This is a genomic window from Nostoc sp. KVJ20, from assembly GCF_001712795.1.
Classification (GTDB): domain Bacteria; phylum Cyanobacteriota; class Cyanobacteriia; order Cyanobacteriales; family Nostocaceae; genus Nostoc.
In genome coordinates, this window is sequence record NZ_KV757748.1 from 1 (window position 1) to 16241 (window position 16241).

Consider the following 16241-nt stretch of genomic DNA (forward strand, 5'->3'; position numbering starts at 1 on the left):
GACTTTTAAAACATCCTCTCAGACGGTTTATTCGCTTCTTGACTAGGATAGGATTGACTAAAATCCCAGTTATGATCAGCCCAATAATCAGAAATACAACTATTGTTTTAATCATTTGCTTTTGAGCAGTTTACATATTTAATTTATTGGTCAACTGAGATGATGCGATAATAATTTATAAAAACTATATTTCCTAGCAATCTCACTGTTATTGGATCAGAATTATACAAGATTGAACTTTAGTGGCGAGGGTTTTTTGCAGCCCTTGTTCAACTTTGACAATCAGTTTGTCAAAAGCCTCTTGATTTGCTGTCAATTGTTCTTGAAAAACTTTCTCTAACTCCGGCTTGATTTGCTCACACATATCATCAATTTTTTTGTCATTCAAAAAACTTGAACGAATCCAACTAGGAACATCCACATTTGTCTTGATTACTTCTTGAACACTCTTACGATTTAGCTCCATTCCTGCCGCCATAACCGAAGCTCCATATACTAGTGCAATAGGCCAGGTTAAATGCCCAGTCAGTATGAGAGTAATGATACTAGCCACAGCGCCTCCACCAATTACTACATTGACGATAAACGCTACTGTCTCAGCCAGGATAGCATCTCCAATTCGTAGCTCTGGGTTAACAAAATTTGGATCAATGCTATCCTCGAATCTTAAGCTGCTTCTAGGTATCTGAAACTTTCGACATATTGGATCGGTTTGTGCGGCTAAATCGGGTTGGATTTTATTGCTAAACCAAGAAGCACATTGATGATTAATTATCTGCACAGCAATATCGCTTTTGAGCCACTGTTCTGCTTGACTGAATAAAGATGTTTCCAAATCTGCTAAAGTCCGTATTTTGTTTTTTTGCCAATCTTTTAAACCTGGTTTAATTGCGTTGACAATCAAGCCATCTGTCAAAGGCTTAGTTAGTGATTCGATTAACTCCGGGATATGCTTTTCAATCAAGCCTTTAAGCTTATTTGAGGTAAATAGTTTGTTGACTTCTTGTTTAAAAGCAGCAGCACGTAGATCCCATCGTCCTACTCGTGCTAAACCCAGTGCAATGCAGCGTTCCGGTTCTGGATCAGGGCGAAGCAGCGTTTCTGGTTCGGGAAACATTTCCTGACAAAGAATGTGCGTAAACTTCATGCGAGATGCACCGCCAGTCATCAGTAAAAGTTTCGGCACGATTCCAAGTTTTTCTAGCTTTTCTTTCGCCTCGGTTAAAGAGTTGCTAAACGATCGCACCCAACTATGATTTTCCAGTTCCGGTAGGGGCTGGTTTAAAATTTCCTCCATGATCATTTTATTCACTTGGGGAATAAAATAAATCTGTTCGTTGATCGACTCGAAGCCACGCGCAAAGGATTCAGGATCGCTGTATAGCTGTTCATTAGAAAAGTAATCTTCTTTAGCTTTGCGGCAAGCAAGTTCACAACGAGCTTGGTGATGGGGATATTCCTGAAATACTTTTTCGAGTAATGCTTTTTGTTCGTGGTTGGCGAGAGTCCGGGCAAAAATAGCTTTGTCAATTAGGGATGCACCTAAAGTATTACTCCCGAAATCGATGGGTATCTCTTCTAAGCTTTTAACCAGAGTAAAATCTGTGGTTGAAGAACCAATATCGACAATTAGCACCGATGCCAGAAGTTTGTCATACTCCAACTTCCCGGCTTCCTTGGCTTGCATGAAAGCAGCCCGCGATTCAGGTACAACATTTAGTTGGGGAATGCCAGCTTCTTGAAGTAGCTTTTGGTATTCGGTGCGATCGCTAACTGTCCATCCTGAAGGGCAACCAATGTAAAAATAGCTACCTTCACCACCTTCAAGTTGTTTACTTTCTTTCAAAAGGCGGTAGTAGGTTGCCACAAAAGTGCTAATTGTTTCCCGATATTTGGGATCATTATTGGGTTTTTGCTTGAATGAAATTGTCAGTTGGGTAACGCCAGCTTGAATTAATGCTTGTTCGCCGACAAGATAACCAAGTTTGGGATGCCAGCCAAGAGCCGTAATTTGGTTCTTCTTGTTATTAATCTCCAGCATTTGGGGGGGTTCGATGCTTTCCACGATCGCTTTAGCTACAGCCGTTTCACCGTGTCCCAAATCAAAACCGATTGTTTCTAAAATTTCCATACCCTTATTGTCTATTATTCTCTAGAAGAAGAATACGCTGGCTCAATTACCCTACCGCGTCTAATTAAGCGATCGCCTTTTAACAAAGCCGGCGTTAGAGTCACGTGTTCTTTGGTATCGGGATCGATACTTGGCTCAAAGTCAAAATAATTGCGATCGCTATTTGCTCGGTAAATTTGAGCGTTAATTCCCTGAGACATTAAAATCTGTGGCAGAAGTTTCGCCAGTTCATGAGCCATTTGGGGTTTATCAAGTTTGGATGCGCCCATTAGTCTTTGGAGAAAATTCAATAGCTCTGGCAGTTCTTCTATTGCTAGATTGCCTTCATGTTTATTTGATTCTTCTACTCTAGCCACTGCTAGGTCAATAGTGTTGAGAGCATCGCCAAGATGATCGAGAAATACTTTGCTATCAACCCTAAGAATGGGTTGAGGTAATTCCAATAGTCCTTCAGATATAGAATTATTTTGCTGATTGTTTAATTCGAGTTGAAGTACAATTTCTAATCCTATAAGTAAAGAGGTTAATAAGATAGCCATCCACGCACCTGGGGTAGTTTTCGTTAAGGAAAACAAAGAACCTAAGATGCCTATATAAATTAGTCCCTTTAGCAGTTTCAGAATTAATCTGCTGCTAAACAACTTTGTCCCTGTATTAGTAATTTGCTTTTGTCCTGTTGGAGCAACTTGAAGATAGTTAGCTGCCGCAAGAGTAGCGATAGACTGCCGCAGCGTATCCAGGAAAAAGGAAGCCAGACGAACTTGAGCCAAATTCAGCTTTTCAATGTAAATTCTTTCGAGATTATCGAGTCGGTTTTGAACCAGTTTCACTATTTGCTCAATGCCGATTGTATTATCAATATCTGTCTGAAGTTGGTTGCGTTCTTCGCTAAAAAGTGAAGTAATTGTTTTCATTGCATTGACTAAGACTTTAAGGTTATTAATTAGGAGTGAAATGAACAATCGTTTTTTCATTTCAACCTGTAATCACATAATTACGAAATAATTCATAATTCCTAATTATGAATTAAGTTGATTGCAAATTACTACTCATCAGAAGGAGTAACAGAATGTTTATCTGCGTCATTGCAGACTACGGTACAGGAGATCCGGCATTTACTGAAGTCACACAACGTCTGCTGATGACTTTTCCCCATGCCCAAATTCATTTGCTTTCGGTTCCAGCATTCAGTACCTTAGCAACGGGATTCTGGATTGCCCAACTAGGACTTAACCCTGGGCCTAGCGATCGCTTAATTTATCACAACTGTGCGCCTCGTCAGGACGATCCTGAAGCCCGTCGAGATAATGAAGGTGAAGGACTAACTTATGCCCTTTTATCCAATGGTGTAAAAGTAGTGGGTGTGAATGCAGGCTACACCCTCTCCTTTATTAAAGACCATACAAAGGAGTTGCGAGTAGTCAACGTTTCTCGTGGTGGTTCGCAGTTTCGCTCACGGGATGTGTTTCCTCCAGCTGCGGCTGCCATTATGAATGAAGATTTTAGCCTTTTGGGAGACAGCCTCAAGAGTGAGCAAATTCCAGACGTTCCACCAGATCGCATTGCCTGGGTTGATGGCTACGGCAACATCAAAACAACTATTGGGGCGCATACACTTAACTTGGAGCCTCAAAGCAAGATCGTGATTCGCATTGGAGATGTGGTCAGCGATGCAGTATATTCTGATGGCAGCTTCAAGGTATCTGAAGGAACTTTAGCTTTTGCTCCTGGTAGTTCCGGTTGGTCAAGAAGCGATTCAGGAGAACCATTACGCTTTTTAGAGCTATTTCTGCGAGGAGGGAGTGCTTGGGAACGCTTTGGCCGTCCCCGTGTAAATCAGCAAGTAACTAGAATTGCCTAAAATCGATCGCCCCCAGAAATTCTAAAAGAAAACTCTTGAAGAAGAATTCAGAAGTCAGAATGGGCTAAACCTTAGCTATCCGCTAACAGGAGTCAGAATCAATCAGTCGCGGGTCGTACAGAAAACATTGCTGAATTCTGACTCCTGACTCCTGAATTCTGTTCGATAAACTACCAAATCAAATCCACTCCCCCACGCCTTACAAATAAACACTATCTATGTTTATCTGTAGGTGTGGGTATTAGTGGTAATAACAATGACAATTGGGGTTTGGATATTAGGCGACCAACTTTGGGTAAAACAAGCAGCTTTACAAAGTTGTTTTGATCAAGAGAACGTGCCTGTAATTTTAATTGAGTCACTGGATCATGTTCAAGTAAGACCTTACCATCAGCAAAAGCTGGTCTTACTTTGGTCGGCAATGAGGCATTTTGCCCAAGAGTTGCGACAACTAAAATATTCAGTCACATACAAAATAGCTGAAGATTTTGAAACACCACTCCAAGAATGGATTAGGGAAAATCAAATTACTCAGTTGCAGGTGATGACACCGAATGATCTACCGTTCACCCAAATGATTCAAAGTTTAGAACTATTTTGCACAATTACCTTGATTCCTAACAATCATTTTTTGTGGAGTACAGAAGAATTCAATAATTGGGCGTCAGGTCGTAAGCGTCTATTAATGGAAGACTTTTATCGGGAAGGAAGGCGACGTTTCCAAATTTTAATGGAGAAAGATAAACCAGTCGGCGGACAGTGGAATTTAGATAAAGAAAATCGTCAACCACCCAAAGGTAAATTAAACACACCACCTGCACAATGGTTTGAACCAGATGAAATTACTCTCGACGTTATTGCTAAAGTTAATTCTCTCACTTGCCCAACTTATGGAGAAATAAAACCTTTTCGCTGGGGGATAAATCGCCAACAGGCACTTCTAGTATTAGACTGGTTTATTCAAAACCGTCTACCGAATTTTGGCCCCTATCAAGATGCAATGGTAACGGGAGAAGAAACAATGTGGCACGCGCTACTTTCTCCTTATTTGAATATCGGGTTACTCCAACCAATTGAGGTAATTGAAGCCGTACAAGAAGCATACTTCCAACAGCAATTGCCTTTAAATAGTGTGGAAGGTTTCATTCGTCAGCTGTTGGGTTGGCGAGAATATATGCACGGTATTTATCACTATGTAGATGCAGATTACTCAGATAAAAATTGGTTTAACCATACACAACCACTACCAGATTTTTTCTGGACAAGTAGAACCGAAATGAATTGTTTACACCAGATTCTTAGGCAAGTGGAACGCACTGGCTACGCTCATCATATCCAACGGTTAATGGTGTTGAGTAATTTTGCTTTAATTGCCGGACTTTCACCACAATCTGTAGAAAACTGGTTCCATGCAGTGTTTATAGATGCTTATGACTGGGTAATGCAGACAAATGTTATTGGTATGGGTTTATTTGCTGATGGAGGTGTGTTGGCATCTAAACCCTATGCTGCTTCTGCTAACTATATAAATAAAATGAGTGACTATTGTAAAAGTTGTGTTTATAACCATAAGGAACGTGTAGGTAAAAATGCTTGTCCGTTCAACTTCTTCTATTGGGATTTTCTTGACAGACACCGCCAACAACTACAGTCTCAAGGAAGGATGAGTTTTATTTTAAAGAATTTGGATAAAATGTCTGCTGAAGAATTACAGTCTATCCGTCAACAAGCTCAAGATTGGCACGCCCAATTATAGGTATCGTAAAGGTATATCAGAACCAGTCACTTATCAGTACGGTAGAGGTACTTAAATGACAAAAACAACCGAGAACACATTTGGTTCAGGGATGACTAATGAAGATTGGTTTAACTTAGGAAAATCTGATGCTTGGGCTGGAAAAGCTAAATTGGCACCAGAAGAAGATTCTCAAGCTGCTAGTATGTACGACCTGGGTTACTGCGAGGGAAAAATTAAACGGCCGCCAACTGAAATTAGTCAGTCTGCTACAGCCCTTTGATGCCGTCTTCAGCTTGACTAACATCGTAGCCAGCCATTTCCAATCTGCTTTGGCTGTAGCAACTTCTGTCTTCACGTTTGAGTGTTTCGCGCACGCTGTAGCAACTTCTGCCTTAACTGTAGCAACTTCCGCCTTCACGTTTGAGTGTTTCGCGCAGTCTGTAGCAACTTCTGCCTTGGCTGTAGCAATTTCTGCCTTCACGTTTGAGTGTTTCGCGCAGGCTGTAGCAGCTTCCGCCCTGACGTTATCAACAGTAGATGTAAATTACTGAAATTCTAAGTTTATTGATAAAAATCAATAATTTTACGTATGACAACTTTTTAAACAATTGTCCACTATAGAGTTATGTAAATTTAAAAAATGAGTAACAATTATGGCAAGACCAAAACGTAATTCACGTATTCTTGGCAAAGCTGAAACACGTCTAGCAAGCATTAAATCTATTAATTCAAGTCTAGATGTCGGAGAGGGATTGTCAGTCAAAGATTATACTGTAAAAATCGAAAGCCTGCGACAATCTCTAGAAGCATACAATACCACTCTCTCCACTATTGATATCTTGTTAACCCAGATCCTTGAAAATGAAGAAGATTTGGCAGACTATTCTGAGAAAATTTTGCGTGGTATAGCTTATAAATTTGGTAATAATAGCTATGAGTATCAGATGGCTGGAGGTACTCGTAAAAGCGCTCGCAAGCGTATTGTGCGTCAAAGTGTGGTTTTTGCTCTCGGTCAACCTGCTTCTACTGGTTTGCAAATTAAATAGGATATCGCAGTCTTCAATCATTAGTAGAGACGTTGCATTGCAATTAGGGTTTTTATAAAGGCGATCGCACACTTCTTTCCGGGATGAGGCGATCGCCTTTATCGATCTTGGGGTTTAGATTGAGGCGATCGCTTAATATAAAAATATCCGCAACGCCCAGCCAACAGGTGAAAAGCTATGTCAGAAACTATCCTAGCTGCACCAGATATTCAACTCCCACCCACCCAAGCAGAATTACCCTACGATGACGGTATTCCAATGGAAAGCGCACGCCATAAAGCCCAGATGGACTTGCTCATAGATGCTCTGATACCTTGGTTGTCAGAACGAGAGGATGGGTTTATTGGCGGTAATATGTTTGTTTACTACAGTCTGGCGCAGGTGCGAAACAAAGACTTTAAAGGGCCAGACTTTTTTGCTGTGTTGGGAGTCCCTAAAGGAGAACGACGCAGTTGGGTAGTTTGGGAAGAAGGAAAAGCACCAGATGTAGTTATTGAGTTACTTTCTGACAGCACAGCCCAAGCAGACAAAAACTTCAAAAAGCTGATTTATCAAAATCAAATGCGTGTACCGGAATATTTTTGGTATGACCCTTTTAACCCTGATGATTTGGCTGGTTTCTCTAATGACAAAGGAGTTTATCAACCCATTACAGCAAATGCTCAAAATCAATTGGTGAGTCAATCTTTAGGGTTAGCATTGCAGCTTTGGCAGGGAAATTATAAAGGTATTGATGCTACTTGGTTACGGTGGGGAACTTTACTAGGGGAATTACTGCCAACTCCTGAAGAAAAGGAACGCCAAAGGGCAGACAAGGCAGAATCACAGTTATTACAAACTGCACGCAACTTACTTGAGTCTGGGATGACAGTGGAACAGGTAGCTAGGTTAACAGGTTTGAATAAATCTGAAATAGAAACGTAGAACTTAGAGCAGAATTCAGAATTCAGGAGTCAGAATTCAGGAGTTAGAATTCAGAATATTTAGAATACAGTTGAGGCAAAAATGCGATCGCCACAGTCGCTAAAGGTTGCATAGCTATCTTTTACTCAGTCTTCTTTAGAAGACTTTAGCTATTGCCTCAGAATTCATTCTGAGGCGATTGTGGCAAGGAGTGCAATATCTGAAGATAGTTTAAAAGCTGGTATAAAAGTACACAAAATTCGTAGGTTAGCACAACGGTGCTAACCTACTAACCTGGACATTCACCAGCTATAATTGTTGGGTGATTTCACTCCACCACTGTTACAGATGCTCCTTCTACTGATGGAGGGATACCGGGTAACTCAAGACAGTATCCCGCACCATACACTGTTTTGATATAGCGGGGATGGCGAGGATCTGGTTCAAGTTTGGTTCTCAAGTGGCGAATATGCACTCGAATCGTTTCTATGTCATCATCAGGATCGTAGCCCCAAACTTCTCTGAGGATTTCGCTGGGAGAAACTGTTTGACCGTGGCGTTGCAATAAGCAGTGAAGTAACTCAAATTCCAAGTGAGTCAATTTCACCGTCTCATTGAACCATATTGCCTCAAATCTTTCGGGAACGAGGGTCAATGAGCCATAGTTGAGAATCTCACTATGCTTTGCGGCTTGGGGAATCCTGTCAGTCCGCCGCAAAAGTGCCCGTACTCGCGCTAGCAGTTCTTCAACTTCAAAAGGTTTGGTGAGGTAGTCATCTGCGCCAGCATTGAAGCCTTCCACCTTGTCCTGAGTTTGGCTCAAAGCCGTCAACATTAACACGGGAATCTCAGAGGTGCGATCGTCTCGGCGCAGGCGTTGGCAAACGGTGAACCCATCTACTCTAGGCAACATTAAATCGAGCATGATCAAGTCTGGTTGTAGCTGGAGAGCCAGCGCTTGACCTTTGATGCCATCTTCAGCTTGACTAACATCGTAGCCAGCCATTTCCAAGTTGACGGCAACTAGTTCTGAAATCGCTGGGTCATCGTCTATGACAAGAATCCTCGGCATTCTTAAAAAATTATTACTACTTATTAAGGATAATTAACAACCTTTGATAGATACAAAGATTTTTGAATCAATGATGAAAAAGTTTTTAAATCTTACATAAATATTAAGATTAAATGACTGTGAAATCAAGACTCAATTACACGAAATCTTATAGTCTATGATGTGTTATACTCCCCCCTACAATCCGTCTTGGTTTTTACAAAACGGTGTGATCATGACTGTATACACCGCTTTGTGGGGAAAACGTAACTGGCAAAGTACTACTAAAGACCCAGAACCGTCTTATCACGAGAAAATCTTCATTGGTGGTCAAGGTGTGCCAATTTTTGGCTTGGTTGCCATCCCGGAAAATGCTCACAGCACGATTATTGGTACTTATGGCATTACCGGAGAGTTAGAGACGGAATGGTTTTTGAGGGTGCTAGGACGTAAGGCTTACGCTCAAGGATACGCGATTGTGTTATTTGATTGGCGGGCCCACGGCAAAAGTGCCGAACTGTCCCCGACTCTAACTTCTGATGGTTTGTATGAGGGGGAAGATTTTGTTCGCATCGCCGCCGCAGCTAAGGCAATGGGATGTCCGGGTAAATTTTGGTTTACAGGGTATTCTTTAGGGGGGCAATTGGCGCTATGGGCGGTGAAGGTGGCTGGTGAGGTGATTAGAGACTATGGAGATTTAGGACTAGAAGATAGCGATATTGGCGGTGGTATGGTGATTTGTCCAAGCTTGGATTCGGAGCGATCGCTATCTTATCTAGTTACAAAGCCATTTGGTAGATATTTGGAAGCAGGGATTGCCCAAAATTTAAAAAAACTGGCGTGGCGAATTCATGATGCCCATCCTGGAAGCCTTGACCCAGAAGCGATTGAACGGGCGAACAGTATTTGGGGTTTTGACAATGAACTGGTAATTAAGCGACTTGGTTTTCCTTCCGTGGAGGCGTATTACCAAGCTAGTAGTGCTTTACAGATATTGCCGCAAATCTCGAAACCAACTTTGATTTTATATGCCGCTGATGACCCACTTTTTGACCCAAGTATCATACCGGAATTAGAGGAAGCTTGCGATCGCAATTCTGCAATAGATTTGTTTCTCACTCAGTACGGCGGCCATGTTGGCTACTTGAGCAGTAAAGAGTGCCAGCGTCAGGTAAACGATTCTGATCCTTGGTGGGCATGGAATCGGGTCTTACAATGGTTAGAGCAACAACGAACAGAGTAATAGGCAGGACGACATTCTAGTTGCTAGGATACTCGACGGATGGAGTCGTATTGCTTGGAAGCCTAAAATAGAGCAATCCTAAATCATTCGTGAAAAAAATCTCTTGCCTATTGCCTATTGCCTATTGCCTGTCTCCACAACTAATTTCACAACTCAAGTAGGATTGCTATAGAGAATATGGCATTGACCCAGAAGCTACCACAATATCATTGGTAAACCAGCAAGAACAGAAGCAATACCTGTCCAGAGAGTAAAACGCGCAATATCTAACTCATCCAAAGCAACGCTCATTTGCCTAATTGCTGATAGCAGCGCTGCTAGTAGCAGTATAAAAAAGGCAAAGTACTCCAAATTAAGAATCATTCATCCTCACTATGTTCTACAAAAAAGTAGTTGTAATAGGTTTTTAACAAGCTTTGGCAAGGGTTTTTTGTTCCAGATTTAACACTTTTGGAGAAAACCTATTTACCAGTGAAGATATATCTACGTCAGAACACTTGCAGACATTCCTCTTAGTTGCTTTGAGTAAAACTGTAATAGCTAATGTTGTAGCCAAAATAAAATTTGCGATTCTCTGTCAAGAGTTTTAAAGTATTCTCTCTCAGGGGATTTAACGTGGAGTTGAGGAGCGTACATCTAGAGTAATAAATTATAATATTTAGCTAGCAAAAGCGATCGCGGCTACCTGTATTTAGGTTTACAGCTAGACTTAATATCTAACAACACCTATGGTAGATTCTAGGAAAAACACGCGCAGTTGTATATAGTAATGCTAAAGCGTCAAACTAGATCCACCCATAATAATCGTTGTAATTAAACAAACTATTAAAGTAAAACTCCCTTGACTTTTTGACTCAATGACCGCTTCTAATGATATTTGGCTACCTGCACCCACGGATTTCACTTTGCTACCGGATGAGATTCATGTCTGGCGCATAGACCTTGACCAACCAGAAACAAAACTGCAAAGTTTAGCAGCAACTCTTTCCAGTGACGAAACGGCTCGTGCTGAACGGTTCTATTTTCAGGAACATCGGCAGCGTTTCATTGTTGGTCGCGGTATCCTCAGAACTATATTAGGTCGCTATTTGGATATCCAGCCCCGACAAGTACAGTTTAATTATCAACAGCGTGGGAAACCAGTATTAGCAGATAAATTTGCCGATAGTGGACTGGCGTTTAACTTGTCTCACTCCCAAGGTTTAGGTTTGTGTGCGGTGAATTGTACTCGCCAAATTGGTGTAGACCTAGAATATATTCGCCCGATGTCTGATTTAGAAGCTCTTGCCAAACGGTTCTTTTTGCCGAGAGAATATGATATGTTGCGATCGCAATCTCCTAACCAACAGCAAGAGATATTTTTCCGTTACTGGACTTGTAAGGAAGCTTATTTAAAAGCAACTGGAGACGGACTATCCCAGTTAGAGCAAATTGAAGTGTCGCTCACTCCCACAGAACCAGCCAAGTTACAGATAACTGAAGACTGGAGTTTATTTGAACTAGTACCCGCAAACAATTATGTTGCTGCTGTTGCGGTAGAGAATTTTGGCTGGGACTTGAAGTGTTGGCAGTATTAATACTAGTCATTAGTCATTAGTCATTAGTCATTAGTCATTAGTCATTAGTCATTAGTCATTTGTTATTCTTCCCCAATGCCCCATGCCCCATGCCCCATGCCCCATGCCCTTACTTATCCTCCTGCATATTTCGCACAATTTTTGTTACCAGGTTTCTAGGTACGAATCTGACGCTTTTTGCAAGTATTGCATTGAGTAAACCAGGAATGACAATGGTTTGACCCTTCATTAAGGCACGAAAACCAACTTCTGCTACTGTTCGTGCATCCATCATTCTCTTACCCTTGAGCAGCTTAGAGTCAGCCATTCCGGTTCTTTCGTGAAAAGCGGATGCGGTTGAGCCTGGGCAAAGAACTGTCACAGTGACACCAGTACCTTCTAATTCATTAGCGATCGCTTCCGAAAACGATAAGATATAAGCTTTAGTAGCAAAATAAACTGCCATCAAAGGCCCTGGTTGAAAAGCAGCAGCCGAGGAGACGTTTAATATCTTACCTTCACCTTGCTTGACCATGTGTTTCAGGAATAGCTTGGTTAAATGGGTGAGACACACCAAATTTACTTGTAGCATTTCCAGTTCAGTAGCTAGGTCTGTTTCGTGAAATAATCCATAGATACCAAATCCGGCATTATTTACCAGCACATCAACATTAATATCGGCTTTTTGTAACTCTGTAAAAATTTCTTCAGGAGCCGTTGATATAGATAAATCCTTAACAATAGCCTTGACAAAAATTCCAAATTTCTCTTGGAATTTAGCTGCAATTTCTACTAGCTTTGGCCCGTTTCTATCTACTAAGACCAGATTGTAATCATGAGCAGCAAAAATACAGGCTAATTCGTAGCCAATTCCACCGGCTGCCCCGGTAATAAGAGCAGTTTGTTTGCTCTGTCTTTGAAGTGTTGTGTTCATTTAAGAATATTGGTGAATTCAACTTGATCAAGCTGCGTTGCATTTACAGTGGTTCTCGTTCTACAATTAAGTACGCGTAATATCTCAACCTACAAGAAATATCTTGAGTTATTACTCTTTCAAATGCTTGTTTAGTGCATTGGATAGATGTAGCAGTCCAAACGCAAATTTAGGACTTATGCATCGAAGAAGTTGGGCATTAAATAAGTTCGGTTATTTCAGATTACTAGCATAAGGCTTTTAATCACTCACAAAAGCCAGCAGGTAAAATCAAACTTTATGCCCGACATTAACCATTCTATCCTCAATTGCTTCTGTCAAGGGGTGAATACTAAATGTTTACATGATTGAGCATAAAAAAACAGGGCAATTATATTGCCACTGTTGGTATATAAGTTGTTGCTGGCATCTGAAATATTAACTATTCAGCAGTACTGAGTTTTAAAAAACATCGACTGAATAAACTTGTTTTGTTGTATTTGTAGGGTGTGTTAAGGCTTCCGTAACGCACCGAAAGTATCCGGGATAATACGTTACGTTCCTAACACATCCTACGCAAGTTGTGAATTTCTAAGCGAGATTCAAGAAGCCGCTTTGAATCAAGTAGGAAGTATAAGTCATAAACAATTGAGAGTCAATGGGAGGACAAGCAATAGAACTACCTGCCAATGCATGAAGAGTATCTTGGCAGCTAATATGGGGTCTTCTAGCTTGTAAATACAAATCAGGAATAGTCAGTTGTTCATCAGACCAACGTTCCAATAAAAATGGCCGCAGAGTGTACAAAGGATTGTCAGCAGAAGTGACATTATTGATTAACTCAGATTGCCATTTTTCGTAAGGAATCATCTCAACTGAATAACCAAAAGAGCGTATCCACTCAACGAGCATTTTCAAAGAGGCGGGTTGAGGATGTTGTAAATTGAAAGCCTTACCTATGGATTCTTTTTGGCGTGATAGATAAACAATGGCTTTACTTACATAGTCCACAGGTGACATATCCAGCATATAATCTACATCAGGGAAATATCCCATTTGTAGACAGCCCTTGGTCATCAAATTGATAAAGTCATGTGTGTTACAAATGCCTGTTTTGCTATCACCTGAAATCAGTGGTGGTCTGTGGATAGTTACAGGAAGCCCACGGTCACGAGCAATTTTAACTAACTTTTCAGCAACCCATTTTGTTTGTGAGTAACCCAGATAAATACCTTCCCAATGATTGAATTCATCCTGTTCTTTAACAACCTTGCCAGCATAAGCAGTAGATTCAAAAACAGCAACACTGGAAACGTAATGTACAGGCTTGACTTTAATTTGACAAGCCAATCTCAAAACTTCTTGAGTTCCTAAAACATTGGCTGCTTTCAGTGCAGAGTATGGGAAAACATAATTCAACAAAGCAGCACTATGATATATAGTATCAATATTGGCAGCTAAAATTTGAAACTGTTCCGAACCAATACCTAACAATGGTTGAGATAAATCGCCGACAATCGGAATAATTCTGGAGGTAAATTCTTCCTGCCAAATAGCATACTGTTCCAGATTCTTTTGGAGTTTGCTTTTGCCTTCTTCAGCATTAGCAGCACGCACCAAGCAATAGATATCCGCATTGGTTTCTTGTAGCAATTCCCGGATGATAAAGGCTCCTAAAAAGCCTGTTCCGCCAGTTAAAAAGATGTTCTTGGGTTCACCCACAAGCACATTAGATGCAGCACCAGGATGGATGGTAGGGTCAAGAACAGCCTCAGCACCTAAATCTAGAACAGAGGGTGCAGTGTTGGCATTAGAGGCTACTACCTTTGTATCTTGAACTGGCGAACCATCTTGCACTTCTTCAGCTAAACGCTGTGAAAGAGCTTCAATATTTGGATAATGCCACAGCAGCAACGGAGAGGGTTGAAATCCGAGCAACTTTTCTAAGTTACTGACTAGAATCATTGCTTGGGCTGAATCCAAGCCATAGTTTTCTAAATGTTCTTTGACATCTATTTCATCAGTTGCGACTCCTAGCAACTTAGCTAAGTTAGATACCAAAAATCTTTGAATATCGTCTGCTGTGAAAGACTGTTTTATAGTCATTTTTAAATCTCCAACAAGGATGTAGAACGAACAGGGTGATATTGACTGTAATAATCGGAAGTTTGCAGCCCTTGAATTTTCAAATTTTGGACGCGGTACAAAAAGGCTGCACCAGTCATAATTTGATTAGCAACATCAACTACCTGACGATTATTTGGTTCAGACAAATAAGAACCGCGTACCCAGTCATTGAAACCGCCCATTGCCGGGCCACACCAAATTTGATAATCGACTTCTCTACCTTTTTCACCAGAACTAGACCAACGAGAAGATAATCCTAGATACCAGCGGAAAATCAACGCCATTTTCAGTTTAGGATTATTGACTGCTTTCCCAAGTTTCTCAGGATTCTTTTGGGACAAATAAGCCGCAGTTCCTTCCCATACTTCAGCGATAGTTTTGCGAAAAACTTGCTTTTCTAATTTCTCTCTTTCTGCAAGGGGGATGCTTTCAATGGAATCATAAGCGCGGTAGAGTTCAAATAATTTCTGCGCTCGCATGGGGAACATCGTACCCCGTTTGAGAACTTGCAATTTGACTCCCATTTCAAACATATCGGCTGCTGGGGCCATAATCATATCAGCCATTTCTGCTTGGGCTAGTAACTTTTTGGTATGTTCACAAGCCCCAGATTCAACACATGACTGATTAATGGAACCGGTCATTATATAAGCAGCACCCATCATAAAGGCTGCTAATGCTGATTGTGGTGTCCCAATTCCCCCTGCAACGCCGATTCTGATTGGTGTTTGGTAATGATATTGTGCTTGAATTTCATCCCGCAAGGCAATAATAGAAGGCAGCAAACAAACCAGGGGACGGTTATCTGTATGACCTCCAGAATCAGCTTCGACGGTAATATCATCAGCCATCGGAACTTTAGTTGCAAGAGTTGCTTGTAACTCAGTAATTAACCCTTGTTGGAGAAGTTCTTTGAGGATTCTCGCTGGTGCTGGTTGCAGAAATTTAGTAGCAACTTCTCGACGAGAAATTTTGGCAATGACTTTATTTTTGATTTCAATTTGATTGGCGCTATTCAACCCCAATCCAGCAACACGGTAATAAACAATGTTGGGGGTTAAGTCGAGAAATGCAGATGCTTCTACTGTTCTCACTTGATATTTGAGGTATAAATCCACAGCGCGGCGTTCAATCGCAGGTTCGTTGGGACTGTGGATTAGATTAAATGCGTAGGGACCTTGAGGTAAAGCTTGTTGGATGCGATTGATGGCTGCTTCCAAACGTTCTGGAGTTAAACCACCTGCACCAAAGGAACTCAAAATTTGCTCTTTTCCGAGTGCAATGACCATTTCTTCGGAAGCAATTCCGCCAGCCATTGCACCTGTAACGTAAGCATATTTTACTCCATGAGAGGAGAGAAAATTGGGATCTCCAAATTGTTGAATGCGGATTGGGGCTGCAAATGTTAGTAGTTCTACTTGTGCTGTTGTGCCATTATCACCAGGGCATAAATACCCCTCGTTTGTGACACCGATTTTTCCGGCAACTTTCACGATGTAGCAGGGTTTATTTAACACCATCAATTTATCTTTGATGGTTTGTTTCTCAAAAGATACAGTTTCTAAAGAACCTTTCCAAACCTGGTTTTTGTTATATGACCAGGAAGAAAAATTAAGGCCATTATCGTGTTTACTTAGTACCGTATCTACGGTTGTCACGGCAGTTATCCCTC

15 protein-coding genes are annotated in these 16241 nt (G+C 41.1%); 8 read left to right on the forward strand and 7 right to left on the reverse strand.

What is annotated here, in order from left to right; translation table 11 throughout:
- Positions 1-208 precede the first annotated feature (208 nt).
- A complete protein-coding gene (locus A4S05_RS34255) occupies positions 209-2131 on the reverse strand; it encodes an Hsp70 family protein (protein WP_069074225.1) in 1923 nt (640 codons plus the stop codon).
- Between the two features lie 14 nt (positions 2132-2145).
- Complete coding sequence (locus A4S05_RS34260; protein ID WP_069074240.1) at positions 2146-3045, reverse strand: hypothetical protein; 900 nt, start codon at positions 3043-3045, stop codon at positions 2146-2148.
- Positions 3046-3200: 155 nt separating this feature from the next.
- Between A4S05_RS34260 and A4S05_RS34265 the strand changes: the two genes are divergently transcribed.
- The 6 genes from A4S05_RS34265 (at position 3201) to A4S05_RS34285 (ending at position 7700) form a co-directional block, all read left to right on the forward strand.
- Entirely contained in the window at positions 3201-3992 is a 792-nt protein-coding gene (locus A4S05_RS34265; RefSeq protein WP_069074226.1) for an SAM hydrolase/SAM-dependent halogenase family protein, read from the forward strand.
- A gap of 256 nt (positions 3993-4248) precedes the next feature.
- Complete coding sequence (locus A4S05_RS34270) at positions 4249-5748, forward strand: cryptochrome/photolyase family protein (protein ID WP_069074227.1); 1500 nt, start codon at positions 4249-4251, stop codon at positions 5746-5748.
- A gap of 55 nt (positions 5749-5803) precedes the next feature.
- The gene (locus tag A4S05_RS34275) at positions 5804-6010 is read left to right on the forward strand and encodes a hypothetical protein (protein WP_069074228.1); all 207 of its coding nucleotides are present in this window, start codon (positions 5804-5806) and stop codon (positions 6008-6010) included.
- Between the two features lie 13 nt (positions 6011-6023).
- Complete coding sequence (locus tag A4S05_RS42320; protein WP_176727193.1) at positions 6024-6281, forward strand: hypothetical protein; 258 nt, start codon at positions 6024-6026, stop codon at positions 6279-6281.
- 102 nt (positions 6282-6383) lie between these two features.
- Positions 6384-6776: a hypothetical protein gene (locus A4S05_RS34280; protein WP_069074229.1), complete on the forward strand. Its 393-nt coding sequence runs from the start codon at positions 6384-6386 to the stop codon at positions 6774-6776.
- 177 nt (positions 6777-6953) lie between these two features.
- Positions 6954-7700, forward strand: coding sequence for a Uma2 family endonuclease (locus A4S05_RS34285; protein WP_069074230.1), 747 nt, complete (start codon positions 6954-6956; stop codon positions 7698-7700).
- Positions 7701-8007: 307 nt separating this feature from the next.
- On the opposite strand, the gene A4S05_RS34290 is transcribed toward A4S05_RS34285, so the two are convergent.
- A complete protein-coding gene (locus tag A4S05_RS34290; protein WP_069074231.1) occupies positions 8008-8751 on the reverse strand; it encodes a response regulator transcription factor in 744 nt (247 codons plus the stop codon).
- A 157-nt stretch (positions 8752-8908) separates the two neighbouring features.
- Here A4S05_RS34290 and A4S05_RS34295 point away from each other — a divergent pair, with 157 nt between their 5' ends.
- Complete coding sequence (locus tag A4S05_RS34295) at positions 8909-9973, forward strand: YheT family hydrolase (RefSeq protein WP_069074232.1); 1065 nt, start codon at positions 8909-8911, stop codon at positions 9971-9973.
- Positions 9974-10168: 195 nt separating this feature from the next.
- On the opposite strand, the gene A4S05_RS42325 is transcribed toward A4S05_RS34295, so the two are convergent.
- Positions 10169-10336, reverse strand: coding sequence for a hypothetical protein (locus A4S05_RS42325; protein ID WP_176727194.1), 168 nt, complete (start codon positions 10334-10336; stop codon positions 10169-10171).
- Between the two features lie 494 nt (positions 10337-10830).
- Here A4S05_RS42325 and hetI point away from each other — a divergent pair, with 494 nt between their 5' ends.
- Positions 10831-11550 carry a 4'-phosphopantetheinyl transferase HetI gene (hetI, locus tag A4S05_RS34300; RefSeq protein WP_069074233.1) on the forward strand — a complete coding sequence of 240 codons (720 nt, stop codon included), beginning with the start codon at positions 10831-10833 and terminating at the stop codon, positions 11548-11550.
- 109 nt (positions 11551-11659) lie between these two features.
- Here the strand turns inward: hetI and A4S05_RS34305 are convergent, their stop codons facing one another.
- The 3 genes from A4S05_RS34305 to A4S05_RS34315 form a co-directional block, all read right to left on the reverse strand.
- Entirely contained in the window at positions 11660-12463 is an 804-nt protein-coding gene (locus A4S05_RS34305; RefSeq protein WP_069074234.1) for an SDR family NAD(P)-dependent oxidoreductase, read from the reverse strand.
- A gap of 570 nt (positions 12464-13033) precedes the next feature.
- Positions 13034-14548, reverse strand: coding sequence for a thioester reductase domain-containing protein (locus A4S05_RS34310; RefSeq protein WP_069074235.1), 1515 nt, complete (start codon positions 14546-14548; stop codon positions 13034-13036).
- Between the two features lie 2 nt (positions 14549-14550).
- The gene (locus tag A4S05_RS34315) at positions 14551-16227 is read right to left on the reverse strand and encodes a PfaD family polyunsaturated fatty acid/polyketide biosynthesis protein (RefSeq protein WP_069074236.1); all 1677 of its coding nucleotides are present in this window, start codon (positions 16225-16227) and stop codon (positions 14551-14553) included.
- Positions 16228-16241: the final 14 nt, after the last annotated feature.